General features: G+C 74.6%; 19 protein-coding genes. 11 read left to right on the forward strand and 8 right to left on the reverse strand.

Annotated elements, in window-relative coordinates:
- The first annotated feature begins 123 nt into the window (after positions 1 to 123).
- Genes gcvP through gcvH form a run of 3 tightly spaced genes read left to right on the forward strand, consistent with a single transcriptional unit; the run spans position 124 to position 4,704 of the window.
- A complete protein-coding gene (gene gcvP, locus GWJ10_RS04630; protein ID WP_163185514.1) occupies positions 124 to 3,078 on the forward strand; it encodes an aminomethyl-transferring glycine dehydrogenase in 2,955 nt (984 codons plus the stop codon).
- A complete protein-coding gene (gcvT, locus tag GWJ10_RS04635; RefSeq protein WP_163185517.1) occupies positions 3,075 to 4,298 on the forward strand; it encodes a glycine cleavage system aminomethyltransferase GcvT in 1,224 nt (407 codons plus the stop codon). The genes gcvP and gcvT overlap by 4 nt, the downstream gene beginning before the upstream one ends.
- A gap of 28 nt (positions 4,299 to 4,326) precedes the next feature.
- Entirely contained in the window at positions 4,327 to 4,704 is a 378-nt protein-coding gene (gene gcvH, locus GWJ10_RS04640; RefSeq protein WP_021483687.1) for a glycine cleavage system protein GcvH, read from the forward strand.
- 51 nt (positions 4,705 to 4,755) lie between these two features.
- Here gcvH and GWJ10_RS04645 read toward each other — a convergent pair whose 3' ends face one another.
- Genes GWJ10_RS04645 through GWJ10_RS04655 form a run of 3 tightly spaced genes read right to left on the reverse strand, consistent with a single transcriptional unit; the run spans position 4,756 to position 8,740 of the window.
- The gene (locus GWJ10_RS04645; RefSeq protein WP_163185520.1) at positions 4,756 to 5,325 is read right to left on the reverse strand and encodes a hypothetical protein; all 570 of its coding nucleotides are present in this window, start codon (positions 5,323 to 5,325) and stop codon (positions 4,756 to 4,758) included.
- A complete protein-coding gene (locus GWJ10_RS04650; protein ID WP_043653117.1) occupies positions 5,322 to 5,822 on the reverse strand; it encodes a pyruvoyl-dependent arginine decarboxylase in 501 nt (166 codons plus the stop codon). Before GWJ10_RS04650 ends, GWJ10_RS04645 begins: the two co-directional genes overlap by 4 nt.
- Positions 5,819 to 8,740 (reverse strand): response regulator, encoded by a 2,922-nt coding sequence (locus GWJ10_RS04655; RefSeq protein ID WP_163185523.1) that lies wholly within the window; start codon positions 8,738 to 8,740, stop codon positions 5,819 to 5,821. Before GWJ10_RS04655 ends, GWJ10_RS04650 begins: the two co-directional genes overlap by 4 nt.
- Before the next feature lie 70 nt (positions 8,741 to 8,810).
- Between GWJ10_RS04655 and GWJ10_RS04660 the strand changes: the two genes are divergently transcribed.
- The 5 genes from GWJ10_RS04660 to GWJ10_RS04680 all read left to right on the forward strand — a co-directional run bounded on the left by GWJ10_RS04660 (position 8,811) and on the right by GWJ10_RS04680 (position 10,880).
- On the forward strand, positions 8,811 to 9,206 hold the full coding sequence (locus GWJ10_RS04660; RefSeq protein ID WP_076404135.1) for a response regulator: 396 nt from the start codon (positions 8,811 to 8,813) through the stop codon (positions 9,204 to 9,206).
- Entirely contained in the window at positions 9,203 to 9,556 is a 354-nt protein-coding gene (locus GWJ10_RS04665; protein ID WP_163185525.1) for an Hpt domain-containing protein, read from the forward strand. Before GWJ10_RS04660 ends, GWJ10_RS04665 begins: the two co-directional genes overlap by 4 nt.
- A gap of 109 nt (positions 9,557 to 9,665) precedes the next feature.
- A complete protein-coding gene (locus GWJ10_RS04670) occupies positions 9,666 to 9,947 on the forward strand; it encodes a hypothetical protein (protein WP_021483475.1) in 282 nt (93 codons plus the stop codon).
- Positions 9,948 to 10,117: 170 nt separating this feature from the next.
- Entirely contained in the window at positions 10,118 to 10,372 is a 255-nt protein-coding gene (locus tag GWJ10_RS04675; RefSeq protein ID WP_043653127.1) for a helix-turn-helix transcriptional regulator, read from the forward strand.
- 79 nt (positions 10,373 to 10,451) lie between these two features.
- A complete protein-coding gene (locus tag GWJ10_RS04680; RefSeq protein WP_163185528.1) occupies positions 10,452 to 10,880 on the forward strand; it encodes a (deoxy)nucleoside triphosphate pyrophosphohydrolase in 429 nt (142 codons plus the stop codon).
- A gap of 116 nt (positions 10,881 to 10,996) precedes the next feature.
- Here GWJ10_RS04680 and GWJ10_RS04685 read toward each other — a convergent pair whose 3' ends face one another.
- Positions 10,997 to 13,090, reverse strand: coding sequence for a glycosyl hydrolase family 28-related protein (locus tag GWJ10_RS04685; RefSeq protein WP_163185531.1), 2,094 nt, complete (start codon positions 13,088 to 13,090; stop codon positions 10,997 to 10,999).
- A gap of 280 nt (positions 13,091 to 13,370) precedes the next feature.
- Here GWJ10_RS04685 and GWJ10_RS04690 point away from each other — a divergent pair, with 280 nt between their 5' ends.
- Positions 13,371 to 15,221, forward strand: coding sequence for a lipase family protein (locus tag GWJ10_RS04690; RefSeq protein ID WP_241005666.1), 1,851 nt, complete (start codon positions 13,371 to 13,373; stop codon positions 15,219 to 15,221).
- A gap of 7 nt (positions 15,222 to 15,228) precedes the next feature.
- Here GWJ10_RS04690 and GWJ10_RS04695 read toward each other — a convergent pair whose 3' ends face one another.
- From GWJ10_RS04695 to GWJ10_RS04705, 3 genes are read right to left on the reverse strand one after another with little or no spacing between them, the layout of a single operon-like run.
- Complete coding sequence (locus tag GWJ10_RS04695) at positions 15,229 to 16,518, reverse strand: enolase C-terminal domain-like protein (RefSeq protein ID WP_163185537.1); 1,290 nt, start codon at positions 16,516 to 16,518, stop codon at positions 15,229 to 15,231.
- Positions 16,515 to 17,444, reverse strand: coding sequence for an NAD(P)-dependent oxidoreductase (locus GWJ10_RS04700; protein ID WP_163185540.1), 930 nt, complete (start codon positions 17,442 to 17,444; stop codon positions 16,515 to 16,517). Before GWJ10_RS04700 ends, GWJ10_RS04695 begins: the two co-directional genes overlap by 4 nt.
- A gap of 20 nt (positions 17,445 to 17,464) precedes the next feature.
- Entirely contained in the window at positions 17,465 to 17,836 is a 372-nt protein-coding gene (locus GWJ10_RS04705; RefSeq protein ID WP_163185543.1) for a hypothetical protein, read from the reverse strand.
- A 152-nt stretch (positions 17,837 to 17,988) separates the two neighbouring features.
- Between GWJ10_RS04705 and GWJ10_RS04710 the strand changes: the two genes are divergently transcribed.
- A complete protein-coding gene (locus tag GWJ10_RS04710; protein WP_076404560.1) occupies positions 17,989 to 18,411 on the forward strand; it encodes a VOC family protein in 423 nt (140 codons plus the stop codon).
- Between the two features lie 44 nt (positions 18,412 to 18,455).
- The gene (locus tag GWJ10_RS04715; protein WP_163185546.1) at positions 18,456 to 19,745 is read left to right on the forward strand and encodes an amidohydrolase; all 1,290 of its coding nucleotides are present in this window, start codon (positions 18,456 to 18,458) and stop codon (positions 19,743 to 19,745) included.
- Between the two features lie 7 nt (positions 19,746 to 19,752).
- Here GWJ10_RS04715 and GWJ10_RS04720 read toward each other — a convergent pair whose 3' ends face one another.
- Complete coding sequence (locus tag GWJ10_RS04720) at positions 19,753 to 20,760, reverse strand: DUF2510 domain-containing protein (protein WP_241005667.1); 1,008 nt, start codon at positions 20,758 to 20,760, stop codon at positions 19,753 to 19,755.
- Positions 20,761 to 20,953 lie beyond the last annotated feature (193 nt).

A 20,953-nucleotide genomic window follows, 5' to 3' on the forward strand; every position in this document is an offset into this window, starting at 1 on the left:
GGTGCAAGTCGGCGCGCCCCGGCCCTCGCGGCACGGCGGACCGGCAAAACTCTCAGGTCGACGCGTGCGTCCGATGACAGAGCGGGGAGGGACCCGTCGTCGTCCCCTCCCCCGGAGGTCCCCGTGACCCAGCCGTCCCTCGACCGCACCTCGCCGCCCGACGCCGCCTCCGGCGCGTTCGCGCCGCGCCACCTCGGCCCGCGGGGCCGCGAGGTGCAGGTCATGCTCGACCAGCTCGGCTACGCCTCGCTCGACGCGCTGGTCGACGCCGCGGTGCCCGCGACGATCCGCACCGAGCGCGCGCTCGACCTGCCGCCGGCGCGCACCGAGACGGAGGTGCTCGACCACCTGCGCGCGCTCGCCGCGAAGAACGTCGTCAAGACGCAGATGATCGGGCTCGGCTACTACGGCACCGTCACTCCCCCGGTGATCCGTCGCAACGTCCTCGAGTCCCCCGCCTGGTACACGGCGTACACGCCGTACCAGCCCGAGATCTCGCAGGGCCGCCTGGAGGCGCTGCTGAACTTCCAGCAGGTCGTCGAGGACCTCACCGGCCTCGACGTCGCGAACGCGTCGCTGCTCGACGAGGCGACCGCGGTCGCAGAGGCCGTCGCCCTCATGTGGCGGGCGTCGCGCGCGAAGAGCGGCTACGTGGTGCTCGACGCCGACCTCTTCCCGCAGACGCTCGCGGTGACGCTCGGTCGTGCGCAGGCCGTCGGCCTGCCCGTCGTCGTCGCGGACCTGTCGGGTGGCCTGGAGGCCGGGCTCGCCGCCGCCCGCGCGGCGGGCGCGTTCCCCGCCGAGGTGGACGACGACGCGCACCTCGTGGGCGTCGTCGTCCAGCAGTCGGGCGCGTCGGGTCGCGTCGTGGACTGGCGGCCCGTGGTCGCGGAGGCCAAGGACGCGGGTGCGCTCGTCACCGTGGCGAGCGATCTGCTCGCCCTGACGCTGCTGGTCTCCCCCGGCGAGCTCGGCGCCGACGTGGCGGTGGGCTCCGCCCAGCGGTTCGGCGTCCCGCTGTTCTACGGCGGCCCGCACGCCGCGTTCATGGCCGTCCGCAAGGGCCTCGAGCGCTCCCTGCCGGGCCGCCTCGTGGGCGTCTCGATCGACGCCGACGGCGACACCGCCTACCGCCTCGCCCTCCAGACGCGCGAGCAGCACATCCGGCGCGAGAAGGCGACGAGCAACATCTGCACGGCGCAGGCGCTCCTCGCGATCGTCGCCTCGATGTACGCGGTCTACCACGGTCCGGACGGCCTCCGCGCGATCGCCGAGCGCACCCACGCCCACGCCACGAGGCTCGCCGAGCACCTGCGCGCGGGCGGCGTCACCGTCGAGCACGACACCTTCTTCGACACCGTCCGCGCCGTGGTCCCGGGCCGCGCCGCCGACGTCGTCGAGGCTGCCGCGACGGCCGGCGTCAACCTGTACAACCCCGATGCAGACCATGTACAGATCGCCTGCGACGAGACCACCACGCCCGCGATCCTCGCCACGGTCGTGCGGGCGTTCGGGATCGACCTCGCGACCGGGCAGAGCGAGGACGTCGCCGCTGCCGCATCGCCCGGCCACGACCTCCCGGCCTGGGCGACCCGCACGACGCCGTACCTCCAGCACCCGATCTTCCGCCTGCACCGCTCCGAGACGTCGATGCTGCGCTACCTGCGCCGCCTCGCGGACAAGGACCTCGCCCTGGACCGCACGATGATCCCGCTGGGCTCGTGCACGATGAAGCTCAACGCGACGGCGGAGATGGAGGCGATCTCCTGGCCGGGGTTCGCGGACCTGCACCCGTTCGTCCCCGCCGACCAGGCGCGCGGCTACGAGGAGCTCATCGGCGGCCTGGAGTCGGCGCTGGCGGAGATCACGGGCTACGCGGGCGTCTCGGTGCAGCCCAACGCGGGCTCGCAGGGCGAGTTCGCGGGCCTGCTGGCGATCCGCGAGTACCACGTGTCTCGCGGGGACGTGGAGCGTGACGTGTGCCTGATCCCCGCCTCGGCGCACGGCACGAACGCGGCGTCGGCGGCGCTGGCGGGCCTGAAGGTCGAGGTCGTGCGGACCGCCGAGAGCGGCGAGGTGGACCTCGCCGACCTGCGCGCCAAGCTGGCCGACCACGGGCCGCGGGTCGCGGCGATCATGATCACCTACCCGTCGACGCACGGGGTCTTCGAGGAGCACGTCCGTGAGGTCTGCGACCTCGTACACGAGGCAGGTGGCCAGGTGTACATCGACGGGGCGAACCTCAACGCGCTCGTCGGGCTCGCGCGCCCGGGGGAGTTCGGCGGCGACGTCTCGCACCTGAACCTGCACAAGACGTTCTGCATCCCGCACGGCGGGGGAGGGCCCGGGGTCGGACCGGTCGCGGTCGGCGAGCACCTCGTGCCGTTCCTCCCGGGCGACCCGCTGGCGCCGGGCGCGTCCGCCGCGACGCCCGTCTCGGCGACGCGGTACGGCTCGGCCGGGATCCTGCCGATCTCGTACGCGTACGTCGCCCTCATGGGCCCGGACGGGCTGACGGAGGCGACGAAGACCGCGGTGCTCACCGCGAACTACGTCGCGAGCCGGCTCGCCGACCACTACCCGGTGCTGTACACGGGCCCGAACGGCCTCGTCGCGCACGAGTGCATCCTCGACCTGCGCCCGATCACCGCGGAGACGGGTGTGACGGCGGAGGACGTGGCGAAGCGGCTCATGGACTACGGGTTCCACGCGCCGACGCTCTCGTTCCCCGTGGCAGGCACGCTCATGGTGGAGCCGACGGAGAGCGAGGACCTCGCGGAGCTCGACCGGTTCGTCGACGCGCTCGTCGCCATCCGCGGCGAGATCGACGCGGTCGCGTCGGGCCGCTGGGCGGTCGAGGAGTCGCCGCTGCGCGGCGCGCCGCACACCGCGGCGGCGCTCGTGGCGGAGGACTGGGCCAAGCCCTACTCGCGCGAGCTCGCGGCCTACCCGGTCGCGAGCCTGCGCGCCGGGAAGTACTGGCCGCCGGTGCGCCGCATCGACGGTGCGCGGGGCGACCGCAACCTCGTGTGCTCGTGCCCGCCCCTGGAGTCCTACGTGACGGGAGACCTCGCATGACCGAGCAGCAGACCGGGACGACCGAGAGCGCGGAGCGCCGCAGCCCGCTGCACGACGAGCACGTCGCGCACGGCGCGAACCTCACGAGCTTCGGCGGGTGGCTCATGCCGCTGCGGTACACGTCCGACCTCGCGGAGCACCGCGCCGTCCGCGAGGCGGCCGGCCTGTTCGACCTCTCCCACATGGGCGAGATCGAGGTCGCGGGACCGCAGGCCGCGGCCGCGCTGGACCACGCGCTCGTCGGGAACCTCTCCGCGGTCGCGCCGGGCCGGGCGCGCTACACGATGATCTGCCAGGAGGACGGCGCGGTCCTCGACGACCTCGTCGTCTACCGCCTCGCGGACGAGCGGTTCCTCGTGGTCGCGAACGCGGGGAACGCGGACCTCGTCGCGCGCGAGCTCGTGGAGCGCGCCGCGGGCTTCGACGCGACGGTCACCGACCAGGGCGCGAGCACGGCGCTCGTCGCGGTCCAGGGGCCGCGTGCGGAGGAGATCGTCGCGGGCCTCACGGACCCGGCCGACCCGGTCGCCGCCGAGACCGTGCGCGGCCTCCGGTACTACGCGGCCGCGCCGCTCGTGCTGCGGACCGACGACGGCCCGGTCGACGCGCTCGTGGCCCGCACCGGGTACACGGGGGAGGACGGGTTCGAGCTGTTCGTGCCTGCGGACCGCGCCGCCGACCTGTGGCGCACCGTGCTCGCCGCGGGGGCGCCGCTCGGCCTGGTCCCGGCGGGCCTGTCCGCGCGCGACTCGCTGCGCCTGGAGGCCGGGATGCCGCTGTACGGGCACGAGCTCGACACCACGACCACGCCGTACGAGGCCGGGCTCGGGCGCGTCGTGAAGCTCGACAAGGTCGACGCCGACGGCGCGCCGCTCGAGTTCGTCGGCCGCGCCGCGCTCGCCGCGCGCCGGGAGTCGCCGCCCGCGCGCGTGCTCGTCGGGCTCCGGGGCCTGGGGCGGCGGCCCGCGCGGGCGGGCTACGCCGTCGTGCTGCCGGGCGACGGCGTCGACGCCGGGGGAGCGGTGGGGGAGTCCGCGCGCCGCGTGGGCACGGTGACGTCCGGCGCGCCGTCCCCGACGCTCGGCCACCCGGTCGCCCTCGCGTACGTCACGCCCGAGCTGTCGGCGGAGGGCACCGAGCTTGCCGTCGACGTGCGCGGCCGGGCCGAGCCCGTGGTCGTCGTGCCGCTCCCGTTCTACCGTCGTCCCCAGCAGTCCTGACCGCCCCGTCGTCCCGAAGGAGAACCCCATGACCGAGGCCCAGTTCCCGGCGCACCTGCAGTACACGGCCGAGCACGAGTGGATCGACGGCTCGACGCCCGCCGTCGTCGGGATCACCGCGACGGCCGCCGAGGCTCTCGGCGACATCGTCTACCTGGAGCTGCCGGAGGTGGGCGCCGAGGTGACCGCCGGGAGCGTCATCGGCGAGGTCGAGTCGACCAAGTCCGTGTCGGAGCTCTTCTCGCCCGTGACGGGCACGATCGTCGAGGTGAACCAGGCGGCGGTCGACGACCCGGCCGTCGTGAACTCGGACCCGTACACCGACGGTTGGCTGTTCAAGGTCGACGTCGTCGACACGGGCGACCTGCTCACCGCCGACCAGTACGCGGCGCACGTCGGCAGCTGACGGCCGTGCCGGGGCGGTGCGGACCGCCCCGGCACAGGGTCGGCGCGCCGGTCAGCGGAACGTCGTCGCGTAGTACGTCTGCTGGTCGACGGTCTCGACCTCGACGTCCTGCGTCCGCTCGAGGTGGCGGCGCAGGTTGTCCGCGAACCGCAGCGAGTCGTCGTTGAACCGCGACACGTCGTAGGCGCACACGACGCGGTTCTCCGCGAGGTGCGCGACGAGCGCGTCGATCATGTCCATGAACGTCCGGCTCGCACGACGGCCCGGGTGGGCGAGCGTGAAGCCGATGTACCAGACGGCGCCGCGCGCCGCGTGCTCGGGGTAGCGCGCCGCGAAGAACTCCGGGCTCACCCACGGGACGGCCGCGAGGTCGGTCGCGAGCGTCGTCAGCCCGACGGCCGCGCCGTCGTCGTCGTGCGCGAGGAGCTTGAGCACCCGCGGGTCGCTCATCTCCTCGTCGAACTCCTCGCGGTGCAGCACGTGCCGGGCCGCCGCGCGCGTGCGCAGCGGCTCGAACGCCTCGAGATAGAGGTCCCAGAACCGGTCGGCGAGCTCGCCCTCCACGGTCTGCTCGAACGTCACCGTGGCGCGCCCCGCGCCCGCGCGCGCCGGCGCGGTCACCGGGTCTCCCCGTCCCAGCCCTCGCGGCGGTACGCGGCGACGACGACGGAGCACACGGGCAGCGACTCGCAGCGCACTCCGGCGACCCGGCGGCCGGCCGGGTGGAACCGGTTGCCGCGCGTCGCGGCCAGGTCCTCCAGGCTGAGCGTGAGGTCCAGCTCGAGCTGCTCGTGCGACGGCGCCTCGTGCTCCACGAACAGACCGGCACCGCTGTCGTCGTCACGCAGCGACCACGCCACGCCGGCCCACGCCTCGTGGCCGGGCATCACGGCGTGCGCCTCGGCGTACACGCAGTAGAGGAGGTCGCCGTGCCCGCCGTACCCCTCCTCGAGGCGGTCCACCTCGACCACGCGGGACCCGGGCGGCACGACGGAGCTCAGCCGGACGAGGTTGAAGTCGCCGACGCCGGCGTCCGTGAGCGCCGCGTCGAACGCGGACAGCTCGGTCCTCCCCGTGCCCGTCCCGTGGCTCACGTAGATGATGGGTCCCGCGGTCATGTGTTCTCCGTCCTCGAGGCTCTCGCCCCGTCGTCGTGCGCCGTGCCCCAGCGGCCCGCGGCCGTGTCCAGGAGGTCGAGCACGGGTTCCAGCAGCTTCTCGGGGGCGGTGCTCCCCTTGCGCAGGTAGACGGTATCTCCCAGCCGGAGGTCCGCACGCTGGTGCGCGTCGAGGCGCGCCCCGCTGTAGATGACGAGCGGGACCCGGCTCAGGCGGCCGTCCTGGCGGAGCGCGTCGACGACCTCGCGGCCCGCGCCGTCGGGCAGCGTGAGGTCGAGCACGACGAGCGCCGGGTCGTCGCCGCCCGCGAGCACCTCCAGCGCCTCGTGGACGCTGCGCGCCAGCGTGACGACGAGACCCGCGCCCTGCAGGACGGCCCGGACCACCTCGCCGACCTCCGGGTCGTCCTCGACGACGAGCACGTGCTCGTGGTGCGGGCGCAGGCTCACGGCCTCCTTGACGGTGCGCTCGAGCTCCGCGGGCGCGACCGGCTTGACGAGCCAGCGGTCGGCGAGCGACGCCGTCGCCTGGGCCTTCGAGGGCTGCGAGCCCGAGACGATGACGACGGGCACGTTCGCCGTCGCGGCGCTCCGGCGCACCCGGTCGAGCACGTCCTGCCCGTCGCGCCCCGGCATCGCGAGGTCGAGCACGACGGCGGCGGGCCGGGCGGCCTCGATGGCCGCGAAGGCGAGCGTGCCGTCGGTCACCCCGACGACGTCGTACCCGCGCGACTCCAGGACCGCGCGCAGCACGTCGACGACGTACGCGTCGTCGTCGACCACGACGACCCGCGGGCGCTGGTCGCCGGTCGCGGTCGCGGGCACGTCGTCGGCCGCGCCGAGGACCGGCTCGGGCCGGGGGAGGGTCGCGCGGAAGGTCGCGCCCGTGCCCTCGCCGCGGCTCTCGGCCCAGATGCGGCCCCCGTGGCGCTCCACGATGCTCTGCGAGATCGCGAGCCCGAGCCCGCTGCCGCCCCGCTCGCGGGAGTCCGACGCGTCGACCTGCTCGAAGCGCCGGAACACCGCCTCGAGCTTGTCCGGGGGGATGCCGCGCCCCTCGTCCTCGACGCGGAGCTCGACCATCTCCCCGGCGGAGCGCGCGGACACGCGGACCGTCCCGCCCGGCGGGGAGAACTTCACGGCGTTGCTCAGCAGGTTGGTCAGCATCTGCACGACGCGGTCCCCGTCGACGGCGACGACCTCGTCGGTGTCCTCCTGCACGATCTCGACGCCGGCGTCGCGCGCGAGCAGCCCGACCGGCTCCGCGGCCGTCGCGACGAGGTCGGCCACGCGGTGGTCGGCCCGCTCGAGCGGCGTCGTGCCCGAGTCCATGCGCTCGATGTCGAGGATGTCGTCCACGATCCGGTTGAGGCGGTCGCTGCTGGACCGCGCGACGTGCACCATGCGCGCCGAGCGCTCGGGGAGCGTGCCGAGGGCCCCGCTGTCGAGCAGGCCGAGCGCGCCGCGGATCGCGGTGAGCGGCGTGCGCAGCTCGTGGCTCACGACGGACACGAACTCGTCCTTGAGCCGCTCGACCTCCCGCCGGTCCGTGATGTCGCGGAACACGACGACCGCACCCAGCGTGCGGCCGTCGTCCTTGAGCGGGCTCGCCGTGACCTCGACGGCCACCTCGGAGCCGTCCTCGCGGAGGTAGACGTCCTGCTCGGCGACCGCGGTGATGCCGTCGCGCACGGCCTCCCGGATGTAGCAGGACTCCGCGGGGTAGGGGTTGCCGTCCGCGTCGGGCGCGTGGAAGAGCGCGTGCGCGTCCCGGCCGATGAGCGAGTCGGGGCTCGCGCCGAGCGTGCGGGACGCCGCCGCGTTGACGAAGGTGACGCGGCCGTCGGGGTCGACGCCGTAGATGCCGTCCGCCACGGACTCGAGCGTCCGCGCGCGCTCCCCGGCGAGCGCGCGGAGCTGGGACGTGCGCTCCTCGACGCGCCGTTCGAGGCCGTGCAGCAGCGACTCGTTGTCGGCGACGACGAGGATCTGCCGCGCGACGACGGCGAGCAGGACGACGACCCAGAGCGCGTTCGGGGCCCACGAGAACCCCGTCGAGGAGGACTGCACCACCCGCACGAGAGCGGCCGCGAGGAACAGGCAGAACGTCACGGTCGTGCCGAGGATCGCGGACCCCTGCGCCCGCTCGTCGGCCACGGGGCTGCCGCTCGCCGCCCGGTGCCGCGCGGCGAGCGCGATCATGAGATACCCGCCGACCCAGCCGACGTCGATCGGGCTCCCGAACGTGAACGTGCCGTCGGCGGAGAGCAGGGCGAACGCGACGTCGGCTACGGCGTAGAGCACGAACCCGCTGCCCACGAGCACGAGGGGCACCCGCTCGGAGGCGGTCGAGCGGGTCATCACGAGGACGGCGAAGGTCGCGAGCAGCGCGTCCACCACCGGGAGCGTGTACGCCGTGACGGCCGCGGTGCCGGTCGGCGGGGCCTCGGCCGAGCGGAGCGTCACCGCGTAGAGCGCGATGTACAGCACCGAGCCGCCGACGACGACGCTGTCGAGCAGCATCCGCCCGATCTCCTTGCCGCGCGGGCGCACGGTGGGGAAGAACGCGAGCCCGACGATGCCGAGGAGCAGCGCGGCGATGTAGGCGTAGTCGCCCGTCGAGGGGTTGTCGACCAGGCCCGCGTAGACGTTGCCCACGAGGCCGACGACCCCGCCGAGCGCGAGCAGGCTCCACGCCCGACGCCGTCGGCCGGTCGAGCGTGCCGCACGCCACCCGCAGCTCGCCGCGGCGATCGCCCCGGCGCTGACGATCGAGGCCTGCGAGACCGTGCGTCGCGTCTCGGCGTCGAGCGGGCTCGCGAGGACCGCGGCGAGGAGCACGAGGAGGACGCCGACCACCCAGCACCAGAGGACGAAGGGGTCGTGCGTCCGCTCCGTCGGTCCCCGCTGCCCCACCATGCGTCGAGCGTAGGGGACCGCCCGTGGGCGCGCGCTGCCGGGCGCGGGCTTCTCGGCTAGCGTCGGGACGATGGACGCGGAAGGGCAGACCAGGCGGCGCGTGGTCGTCATCGACGACGACCCGTCGATCCGCGAGGTCGTCGAGCTCGCGCTCGACGTGGTGGGCGGCTACGAGGTGCACGTCGCCGCCGACGGCGACGAGGGCGCGGCGCTCGCCGAGCGCGTGCGGCCCGACGCGATCGTGCTCGACGTGATGATGCCCGTCGTGGACGGGCCCACCGTGCTCGCGCGCCTGCGGACCCGCCCCGCGCTGCGCGACGTGCCGGTCGTCTTCCTCACCGCCAAGGTCGGCGCGGGGGAGATCTCGCGCCTCGACGGCCTGGGCGCCGCCGGCGTCATCACGAAGCCGTTCGACGCTCTCGACCTCGCGGCCCGGCTCGGCGCGCTCCTCGGGTGGAAGCCGTGACGGCGGGGCCCGACGGTCGTGCGGACGACCGGCTCGACGCCGCGCTCGTCGTGCTGCGGCAGCGGGCGCGCGCCCGGAACGCGGCGCGCGTCGAGGAGGCGGCCCGCCTCCTGGGGCACGGGGCGGACGACGCGGAGGAGCCCTCGGCCGAGGCCGTCCTCGAGGCGGCGGCGCTGTGCCACGCCGTCGCCGGGTCCGCCGGGACGTTCGGCGACGACGACACGACCGCGGCCGCGCGCGAGCTGGAGGCGGCGCTCCGTGGGGGCGACCTCGCCGCGGTGCCGGCACGTCTCGAGCGCCTGCGCGCCCTGACCGACGGCGCCCGGGAGGGCACGAACCCCGAGTCTTGAGCAAATCTTGAGGTTCTCCTGCGGCGGACGTGGGATTCCCCCGAGGACCGCGCACCAGGGTGGTGGGTGCCGAGGGGACGGTCCCCCGGACTGGCAGGGGGGTACTCCCATGATCGACACCGTGACGTCGCCCGACAGCCCGACCCGCGCGAGCCACGGGCCCCGCGTCCCGACGCCGACCTATCTCACGTCGGGCCCGCAGGCGAGCATCGACGCCGCCATGGCAGCGCTGAGCGACACCGTCGAGCGCACGCTGCAGGAGGACCTCGCCCAGGGAATGCTCCCGACGGTCGAGCAGATGAGCGTGAGCGTCGTGACCCGTTCGACGGGTTCCGTCGAGGACTACACGGCCGTCGCGCTGCTGCTGCTCTCGTACCAGCACCTCGTCTGACCTGCACCGACGCCGCTCTGGCGGCACGTTCGTCCGGGTCTGGACGAACGTCCTGAAACTCGTCGCGAGAAGTCGCGTCATGAAACGACTCCCGTCCCATCCCTTCAAGTAGCACCAACCGGAACTCGCCACGTGGGGATGACGTGACCGGAGAGCATCTGGAGGAGAACATGAGCACCATCGAGCTGGTCCGCCCCGTGGCGGCCCCGTCGGAGCGGATCGCCACCCCGATCGCTCCGCTGACCCGCCGGGAGCGGGTCGTCCTGTCGAACCTGTCTGAGGACGTCACTCTCGAGCAGATCGCCACGAAGCTCTTCGTCACGCGCAACACGGTCAAGTCGCAGGTCCGCAGCCTCTACCGCAAGCTCGGCGTCTCGACCCGTGCCGAGGCCGTGGCCTGGGCCCGGGCGGCCGGCCTGCGCTGACGAACGGCTCCGCGGCCCTCGCAGGCCGCGGTCGCGGTCGTGTCACCCGCGCGTCACGACGCCGTGCGACACTCCGCGTATGACTCTGCGCAGACTGGTGGTGGCCGCGGCGATCGTCGACGATCTCGTCGCCCCGCGGTTCCTGCTCAGCGCGCGCCGGTCCCGTCCGTCGCACCTCGCAGGTCGCTGGGAGTTCCCCGGGGGCAAGGTCGACCCCGGTGAGACCCCGACGGAGGCGCTGCACCGCGAGCTCCGCGAGGAGCTCGGCGTGGCCGTGGAGCTCGGTGACGAGATCGTGGGCCCCGACCACGGGACCTGGATCATCACCGACCGCCACGTGATGCGCCTGTGGTTCGCGCGGGTCACCGCGGGAGAGCCCCAGCCGCTCGTCGAGCACGACGAGCTGACCTGGCTCGACGCCGGGAGCTGGCTCGACGTGCCGTGGCTCGACGCCGACGTGCGCATCGTCGAGGAGCTCGCGCGCCAGGTGGCGCCCGAGGCCGTCTGACGTCGCGGTCGACCGTCGCGCCGACGTCCCACCCGTGAGCGCACGGACCACGTGGGCGCACGGACCGATCGCGGCCGGCACGATCCGACCGCGACCGATCCACGCGTGCAGCGGGGTCAGCCGACCGGCTGGACCCAGGGCGACGGGGCCGGGGGAGCGACGACCGGCGGCCGGTCGGTGCAGCTCGGCGCGTTGGGGGCGAACCGGCCGAGCCAGTTCACCGTCCCGGGCTCCCACGGGCTGAGCGACGTACCGTCGTTCCCCCCGAGGTCGGTGAGCGTGAACTCGGTGCCGCCGTCCGGGAAGGTGAACGCGCCGCAGTTGTTCACGCCGGCCCAGCCGACGTTGCGGGCGTCGACGTTCTCGAACGACGCCCCGCCGCGCACCCGTGCGCTGACCACGGACGTGCCCGTGCCGTCGACCCGCACGTCCTGGAACGCGACGCCCTCGATCTTCACCTTGTCCTTCACGCCCCAGTCGGAGACCAGCATGATCGCGTTGTACGTGCTGTCGAGGTAGTGGTCGCCGGTGACCCGGACGTCGGCGTCGATGTCGCCGTCGAGCGCGTAGAACCAGATCGCGCCGAGCCCGATGTTCCAGTTGAGCTCGAGCGTGCCCGCACGCACGGCGGTGTTGTCGGTGAGGTCGAGGCGGCCCTCGAACGGCTCGGCGCCGAACCGCGACCCGACGTGGAGCCCGCTGCCCTCGCGGACAGGGTCCGCGACGAGGTTCGCGCGCACCGTGTTGTCCGTGCCGCCGTAGACCGCGATGCCGTTGGCCAGGGTGTTCGACTGGATCGTGTTGTTCTCGAACACGTTGCCGGCGTTGGCGACCTTCGCCGACCACATCGCGAGGCCGTCGTCGCCGGTGTTCCGGACGAAGACGTTCCGCACGACCGAGCTCGTCACGCCGCCATGGAAGTTCAGCGCGTCGGCGATCTGGTCGACGATCACGGTGTTCTCCACGCGCAGGTCGTCCATCGGCCCGTCGAACCACAGCCCGACCTTGGTGTGCTGGATGTGCAAGCCTGAGATCGACGAGCTGCTCAGCGCGCCGCCGACCCCGTTGACCTGGTCGGTGTCGATGCGTTCGCGGACGTCCCCGAGGATCGCGAAGTCGCGCAGGTGGACGTTCCGGCTGCCGCCGTCGTCGGCGTGCTTCCCGTAGAACCCGACGCCGGTGTGCACGGACCCGTCGGGGGCGGGAGCGTCCAGCGCGACCTCTCTGCCCCGGAAGATCGTGTACCAGCTCCCGGCGCCCTGGATGGTCACGTCGTCGACGACGACGTGCCGGTTCACCTGGTAGACGCCCAGCGGGACGTACACCTCGAGCCGGTGCTTCCTCGCGAACGCGATCGCCTTGTCGAGCGCGTCGGCGGAGTCGCGCCGACCGGTGGGGTCGGCCCCGAAGAGCAGCGCGTTCGCGGCGAGCAGGCGCACCTTCGGCGGCGCGACCTTCTCGGAGTCGAGGAGGTCGATCACGGTCCACTCGGCGGCTCCGCGCGCCGGGACCGCGAGGCGGACGACGTCGCCCTTCTTGTACGTCTGGCCGAGCAGCAGCCGCTGCTCGTCGTAGAACTTCATGGGGCGGAACGGCTTCTCGAACGTCGGGGTCGGCGTCGTCTCCGCGGGGACGCACGCGCACTCCGCGACCCACCAGCCGGGCTGGAGGACGTCCGCCGTCGGGTCGTTGGTGAACGGGTACTGGTTGTACAGGTAGGAGTACGCCGACGTGAGGGTCATGCGCCGGTCGAGCCCCACCTTCTTGCCCTGACGCAGGACCGACACGTCGAGCGGCGACGTGAGGCCGCCGCCCGTGGGGGAGTCGGGGACCGAGTACCTGACCGTGATCGCGTTCGCGTCCGCGGGGAGCGTGAACTCCACGTTCTGACCCGCCGTGAGCCGGACGGCGGAGCGGCCCGACGCCTCGGCCTCGATCGTGTAGGCGTCACGGCCGGGCCCGATCACGGTCCCGGTCGTCACGGCGTTCTCCGCCTCCTGCTCGAGGAACGGGACGGCGGCGCCGCGTCCCTCGACGAGCGCCGGGTCGACGGCGGCCCGTGTCACCACGGCGGGCGCGGGCGGTCGGGGCGTTCCGTGGGCCAGGGCCGACGGCGCGCCGCCCGCGAGGAGCGTGAGGGCGAGCGCCGTCACGGTCACGGTGCGGGCGCTGCGTCGGCGCGCGGTGGGGTGGTTCGTGCTGCGAATCATCGTCGACCCGTCTTCTCTCGGGAGGCGTGCGGCCTCCGTGCTCGCCGGGGGCGTGCTGACCCTCCGGCCCGCTGCGCGGTCGCACCTCCGGGCAGCGCCGTTCGTGCTGAACACTAGGATGCAGTCGCCGCAGTGGCAAGGGTCTGTAGCGATATTGCGTGTCCCCGTCGTGTTCTTGCACGGACGGCTCGCCTCCGTCGAGACGGCCGCGTCCGAGGGTTGCCGAGGACGAGCCCCCGGCCGACGCGCGCTCCGGGGGCCCGCCCGGTACGGTCGCCGCGTGAGCCGCCTCGTCGCCAGGACGCGAGCCACGGTCACCGCGAGGGCCCGGGTGCCCCCGTGGGCCGTCATCACCGTGGGAGCGGTCTGCGCCCTGCTCGGGGCGGCCGTCGTCCTGCGGCCGTTCGCGTCGCTCGCCCTGCTCGTCGTCGCGGTCGTGGCCGGGGCCCTCGTCCTGGGCGTCGCCGAGCTCGCCGATGGCGCGGTCGACGAGCGCACCACCGCGCCGGGCAGCGGAGGGCCCGCACGTCCGCGCGGGCTGCGGTTCGCGCGAGGAGGCCTGTTCCTGGCGCTCGCGGTCGCCGTCGTTCTGTGGCCCGCGCCGTCGATCGTCGTCGTCGCGCTCCTCGTCGGTGCGGGTCTCGTCGTGGCCGGACTGCTCGACGTGCTCGGGGGCGTGCGCTCCGCGGGGATCGACCGCTGGAGCCGCGTCGGCCTCGGCGCGGCCTCGGTCGTGCTCGGCCTGGTCGCCCTCGCGTGGCCGGACGTCACGGTGCTCGTCGTCGCAGTGGTCTTCGGGGTGCGGCTCGTGGTCCTCGGTGTCCGGCTGGTCGTCGCCGGGGTGCACCGCACCCGCGCTCCGGGACGGGGCGAGGGCGCCGCGGACCTCGACGCCGGGCTCGTCGAGGCGCCCGGCCCGGCGACGACCCGACCGCACGGCCGGGCGGCGCTCGCCGGGGCGGTCCTGGCGGTCGTCGCGGCGGGCGGGCTCGCCGTCGTCAGCGTCGGGCTGCACCGCGCGGCGCCGCAGGTCGACGCGTTCTACGACCCGCCGGCGTCCGTCCCGGACGAGCCCGGTCGGCTCCTGCGCGCCGAGCCCTTCACCCGCGAGGTCCCTGACGGGGCGACGGCCTGGCGCATCCTCTACACGACCACGCGCGACGAGGGCCGGCCCGCGGTGGCGAGCGGGCTCGTCGTGGTGCCGGACGCCGCGGCGAGCCCGTCGCCCGTGATCGCGTGGGCCCACGGCACGACGGGCTCCGCGCAGGGGTGCGCGCTGTCGGTCCTCGACGAGCCGTTCGAGTCCGGCGCGTTCTACCTGCTCGACGACGTGCTCGCGCGGGGGTGGGCGCTCGTCGCCACCGACTACGTCGGCCTGGGCACGGAGGGCCCCCACCCGTACCTCGTCGGGCAGGGCGAGGCGCGGTCCGTCGTCGACGCCGTCCGCGCCGCGCGCGAGCTCGACGGTGCGACGCTCGGCGAGCAGACCGTCGTCTGGGGCCACTCCCAGGGTGGCCACGCCGCGCTGTGGACCGGGGCCGTCGCCCCCGGGTACGCGCCCGACGTTCCCCTCGCCGGCGTCGCCGCCCTCGCGCCGGCGAGCGACCTCACCGGCCTCGTGGCCCACCTGGAGAGCGTCGTGGGCGGGAGCGTCTTCGCGTCGTTCGTCGTCGAGGCGTACGACGCGATCTACCCGGACAGCGACGCGGCGGGCTACGTCCGCCCGGGTGCGCGGTTCGTCGTGCGGGAGATGGCGTCCCGCTGCCTGTCCGAGCCCAGCGCGCTGGTCTCGGTGGCCGAGGCCCTGTCGATGGACCAGCCCCTGTGGACGACGGACCCGACCACGGGGCCGCTGGGCGAGCGCCTCGCCGAGAACGTGCCGACCGGACCGGTCGCCGCTCCGTTGCTCGTCGCCCAGGGGGCGTCGGACACGTTGATCCTCCCCACGGCGCAGGAGGCGTACGTCGGTGCCCGGTGCGCGGCCGGGCAGCCGGTCGACTACCGCACCTACCAGGGGCGGGACCACGTCGGGCTCGTGCGGGCGGGCTCGCCCGCCGCGGCCGACCTCGTGCGATGGACCGAGGCGCGCCTCGCGGGCGAACCGCCGACCCCGACGTGCGCCGGCGGATGACGCGCCCTCAGGGGGCGACCAGGCCGCCGTCGGGCGCGCGGACGCCCGCGGCCCACGCGTCGTGCCCCGCGAGGTCGGCCGGGTAGCGGGCCGCGGCACGCTCGTCGAGGTCGACGCCGAAGCCGGGCGCGTCGTGCGGGCGCAGCCAGCCGTCGACGATCCGCAGCGTCCCGGGGAACACCTCGTGGACGGCGTCGGGGTAGACGTGGCCCTCCTGGATCCCGAACGCGGTCGAGGTGACGTCGAGCGCGACGTTCGCCGCGGCGCCGACCGGCGACGTGTCGCCCGGCGCGTGCCAGGCCGTGCGCACCCCGACCAGCTCGGCCGCCGTCGCGAGGGCGCGGCCCGCGCTCAGACCCCCGATCGCGCTGATGTGGCAGCGGATCAGGTCGACGCCGCCACCGAGGACGAGCCGCGCGGCGTCGGGGAACGACGTCGCGAGCTCGCCCACGGCGATCGGCACGGGCGAGGCGGCGCGCACCTCGGGCAGGCGGTCCCAGTGCTCCGGCGCGAGGACGTCCTCGAGGAAGAAGGGGCGGTAGGGCTCCAGGGCGCGCGCGAGCATCACCGCCTGCTTGGGCGTGAGGCGCGAGTGGACGTCGTGCAGCAGCTCGACCTGATCGCCCAGCGCCTCGCGCGCCGCCGCGAAGAGCCGCGGCGTCCGGCGCAGGTACTCCTCGACGCTCCAGCCGTGGGGGTAGGGCGCAGCGGGGTAGCCGGGCTCGGGGTCCGCGGCGGTGCCGTAGTGGCCGACGCCCGGCTGGCCGGTCTGGATCCGCACGTGGCGCCAGCCGGCGTCGACGATCCGCGCCGCGTCGTCGATCGTCTCCGCGACGGTGCGCCCGCTCGCGTGGAGGTACGTGTCGGCGGCGTCGCGCACCTTGCCACCCAGCAGCTCGTGCACGGGCATCCCCGCGCGCTTGCCGGCGATGTCCCACAGCGCCATGTCGAGGCCCGAGATCGCGTTGTTCCCCACGGGCCCCTCGCGCCAGTACGGCGCGAGCCGCGCGAGGCGGACGAGGTCGCCGATGTCGCCGGGGTAGCGCCCCACGACGAGCCGCTCGAGGTGCTGCTCGACGTACGCGGCCACCGCGTGCCAGCGCTGCGTGTACGTCGCGCACCCGAGCCCGTAGAGCCCGGGCACGTTCGTGTCGACGCGCACGACGACGAGCGGGATGCCGTCCGGCGCCGTGACGATCGCGCGCACGCCGGTGATGCGCGTGCCGTCCCGCGCGGGCCACGGGTTCGCGAACGCGGGGTCGACGGGGTGGACGGTGCGGAGCGGGGCGTCGGTCACGGGCTCTCCGAGGGAGGTCGGGCGTCGGGCGGGGTGCGGGGCCGCGCGTCGGGGCGGGCGTCCGGTCGGTCGGGCGAGGCGTCGTCCGGCCGGTGGACCGAGTGCCGTGGCCGGAAGCCGAGCAGCTCGCGGGCGCGCCGCGTGTCGACGAGGCCGTCGCGCGGCCCGACCGGGCGCGTGAGGGGCACGTCCGGGGCGAACCGGGCGAGGAGCTCGGGCGTCGGGAGGTCGAGGAGCGTGTCGTCGGCCGCGAGCCCGACGACGTGGGCGCCCGTGAGGTCGGCCCTCAGCCCGGCCTCGACCGCCCGGGCGGCGTCGCGCAGGTCCAGGTACGCCCAGCCCTCGCGGGCGACGACGCGCGGGTCGCGGGCGACGGCCGCCGCCGTCTCGCGCAGCCCGGCGGCGTCGCGCACGTGCGGGAAGCGCAGCGCGACGACGTCGATCCCCCACCGGCGCCACGCGGCCCGGGCCGCGGCCTCGTCCGCCTGCTTCGAGAGCGAGTACGCGTCGGCGACGTCGGCCGGGACGTCCTCGTCGAGCGGGAAGTAGGCGGGTCTCACGTCGTGCGGGTTCATCGGGACCCCGAACGCGTTGATGCTGCTCGCGACGACCGCTCGCGGCACGCCCCGTTCGCCCGCGAGCGAGAGCACCGCCCACGTCGCCGTCGTGTTGGTCGCGTACACCTCGAGCGGCGTGCCCAGGTCCGGGTGCGGGATCGCGGCGAGGTGCACGACGGCGCCCGCGTCCTCGAGCCCGCGGCTCACGTCCTCGGGGGAGCGGGCGTCCCCGACGACCGTGCGGTCCGCGGGGCACGGGTGCTCGAATGCGGTCGACAGCGCCGTGACCTCGTATCCCCGGCCGAGCAGGTGGCGCACGGTCGCACGGCCGATGCCGCCGTCGGCACCGGTGACGAGGACGCGCGTCATGCCCACACCCTACGTCCCGGTCAGGTCTGCTCGTCGCATTCTTGCGGGCTGTCTGTCGAAGTCTTGCCCTCCGGGGCTGCGGCGCTCGCTCGGGCGCGCAGCATGCTCGCGACGTCCGCGAGCGTGCTGCCCACCGCGCGCGGCGCACGCTCGGGACGGAGGTAGCGCGCGTCCTCGTCGTCCGCCGTGGTGGGCGCCGGGGCGTCCGGGTGTGCCTCGGCCGAGGCCGCGGGATGTGCCGGTGACCCCTGCACCACGCGTCCCCCGCCGGAACGCCACGCGAGCGTCGCGTCGACGAGACGCCGGTACACGCCCGCGTCGAGCGGGTCGCGGAGCCACGCGTCCGCCGCCTCGGCGACGTGTCGCGCGAGACGTGCCTCCTGGTCCGTCACGTCCTCTCCTCTCGCGCCGTCCGTCGCGGGCGAGCCTAGCCCGGACGCCGTGCCGCTCTCCGTCGACGGCAAGGACGAGGGGTGCCGACGGCGGGGCCCCGCCGTGCGAACGGTCGCGCGACGCGCGACGGTGACGTGCGGAGGTGGTCACCGTGGCCGACACGTTCCCCCGGATCGCCCAGGTCGTGCTCGACACGACCGACGCCCGCGCGCTCGCGGAGTTCTACCGCGGCCTGTTCGGGCTCGAGTACCGCGCGGGCGACGAGCCGCCCGCCGCGGGCGAGCCCGACCCCGACGGCGCGGACTGGCTCGTGCTGCGCGCCGCACCGGGCGGGGTCCAGCTCGCGTTCCAGCAGGTGGGGACGCTCCCGCCCTCGACGTGGCCCGACGACGGCGTGCCCCAGCAGCTGCACCTCGACTGCACCGTGCCCGACGTCGCGGAGCTCGACCGGCAGCACGACCGCGCCCTCGCGCTCGGGGCGCGGTTGCTGCTCGACCGGTCCGACGACCCGGACGAGCCGCTGCGCGTCTACGCCGACCCGTCGGGTCACCCGTTCTGCCTCTTCGTGGGCTGACGCGCGCGGTCGCCGCCCGTCGCCGGGCGCGGGATCATGCGTGCATGACCGCGACCCCGCTGACCACCGCCGAGCTCACCGACGTCTATACCGACCTCCATCGCCACCCCGAGCTCGCGTTCGCCGAGCACCGGACCGCCGGGATCGTCGCCGAGAGGCTGCGCGGGTGGGGGTACGACGTGCACGAGGGGATCGGCGGGACGGGCGTCGCGGGCGTCCTCGCGAACGGCGACGGACCGCGCGTCCTGCTGCGCGCCGACATGGACGGGCTCCCCGTCACCGAGCTCACCGGCCTGCCCTACGCCTCCACGGACACCGCGGCCACGCCCGACGGCCACGAGTCCGGCACCATGCACGCGTGCGGCCACGACGTGCACGTGACGTGCCTGCTCGGCGCCGCGGCCGAGCTCGCCGCGCACCGCGACACGTGGTCGGGCACGCTCGTCGTCGTCTTCCAGCCCGCCGAGGAGGTCGGCGGGGGAGCGCGGGCGATGGTCGCGGACGGCCTGTTCGACCGGACCGGCGGACGTCCCGACGTCGTCCTGGGGCAGCACGTCATGCCCCTGCCCGTGGGCGTCGTCAACCTCACGGCCGGGCCGGCGATGGCCGCGACCGACTCGTTCCGCGTCACCCTGCACGGCAAGGGCGGTCACGGCTCGAGCCCCGAGTCGACGGTCGACCCCGTCGTCATGGCGGCCGCGACGGTCATGCGGCTCCAGGGCGTGGTGTCGCGAGGGGTCGGGGCGCGGGAGTCCGCGGTCGTGACCGTCGGGGCCCTGCGCGCCGGGACGCAGGCCAACATCATCCCGGGGTCGGCGGAGCTGCTCGTCAACGTCCGGTCCTTCACGCCGCAGGTGCGCCGTCGCGTGCTCGACGCGATCCACCGCATCGTCGACGCCGAGGCCGTGGCGTCCGGGGCACCCCGGGCCCCGGAGTACGAGGAGGTCTCGACGTTCGACCTCATGGTCAACGACCCCGCCGCCACCGAGCGCACCCGGGCCGTCCTCGCCCGCACGCTCGACGAGCAGCACGACCGCATCACGGCCGCGGGCGGGCGGGCAGCCGTCGTGTCGCTCCCGCCGCTGCCTGGCTCCGAGGACGTCGGCGACCTCGCGACCGCCGCCGGCGTGCCGCTCGTCTACTGGAACCTCGGCGGGTTCGACCCCGCGCTGTTCGCCGGGTTCGACCTGTCCACCGCGACGGGCATGGGCAACCTGCCCGACGGCGTCGCCCCGAACCACTCCCCGTACTTCGCGCCCGTCCCCGAGCCGACGCTCGACCTGGGCGTCGCGCTCCTCGTCGCCGCGGCGCGCGACTGGCTGCGCACCGCGTAGGGCTGCCCTACTGAAGGGCGACGAACACCTCGTCGGCGAAGAGCCCGGGCGTCACGCGCACGAGCCCAGGGTCGCCGGCCGGGACCGCGATGGCGATCTTGCCGGCGGTGGTGCCGCCCGTGTAGAGCTCGTCGAGACCGAGCTGAGGGTCCGGCGGGACCGCGAAGGTGTCGTACGAGGCCAGGACCTCTCCGGTGCTCGTGACGTAGTCGATGGTGACCATCATGGCGAAGCCCGACTCCGCGCCGGTGTAGGTGATCGTGGCGTCGATGACGGCGTAGGTGAACCCCTCGGGGGGCGGGTCGTTGAACGTGTTCGCCGCCATGACCTCGTCCGTGGCGTCGAGCTGCACGCTGTTGATGGTGACGTCGAAGTCGTCGCCGCTGATGACGCTGCCGAGCGGGACCGGGTTGTCGCGGCTGCCCGCTGCGGGGGCCGCCTCCTGCTCGGCGTCGGTCTCGGCGCCGTCCGCCGCCGCCTCGTCCTCGGCAGGAGCCGACTCCTCCGTGGCCTCCGGGGTGGTCACGGTGACGTCCGAACCGCCGAAGGCCTCGTCCACCGAGTCGCTCACCACGGTGAAGAAGACGACGAAGCCGACGATCGTCCCGACGACGGACAGGACGAGCGCCGTGACGACCGGCCACTTCTTACCCTGCACGAAGAACCCGATGATCGACAGGATGAAAGCGATCGGGAGCAGGACCCAGCCGATGATCAGCGCGCCGGGGATGCAGGCGAACACGAACCCGACGACCGCGGCGGCCAGCGCCACCCACCCCAGGGGGTGGACCGTGCGGGCGGTGGCCGTCGTCGCGCCCGGGTAGGCGGCTCCGTAGGCTGCTGCCGAGGCGCCCCCGCCGGGGGCGCCGTAGCCGGTACCGGGAGCGGCCGGCTGGCCCTGGGGGGCCGGGATCGTGTGCTGCGTCCACGACGATCCGTCCCAGTACCGCTGGACACCGGTCCCGCTGCCGTCGTCGTACCAACCGGGTGCCGGAGAACCATCGGGCGTGCTCATGGGCACATGCTAGGTGGGCGTGGTGAGCGCCCCGGCACCGGTCGAACGGAATTCACCCGGTCGTCCGGTCGACGGTCGTCGGGGTCAGGCGGACTTCTCGCGCGGGGTGCGTGCTCGCGCGGTCGTGGTGCGCGGCACGATCGTGGGATTGACGTTGTCCAGCACGACCTCGCGCGTGATCACGACCCGCTCC

Source organism: Cellulosimicrobium sp. SL-1, from assembly GCF_011033075.1.
Classification (GTDB): Bacteria; Actinomycetota; Actinomycetes; order Actinomycetales; family Cellulomonadaceae; genus Cellulosimicrobium; species Cellulosimicrobium funkei.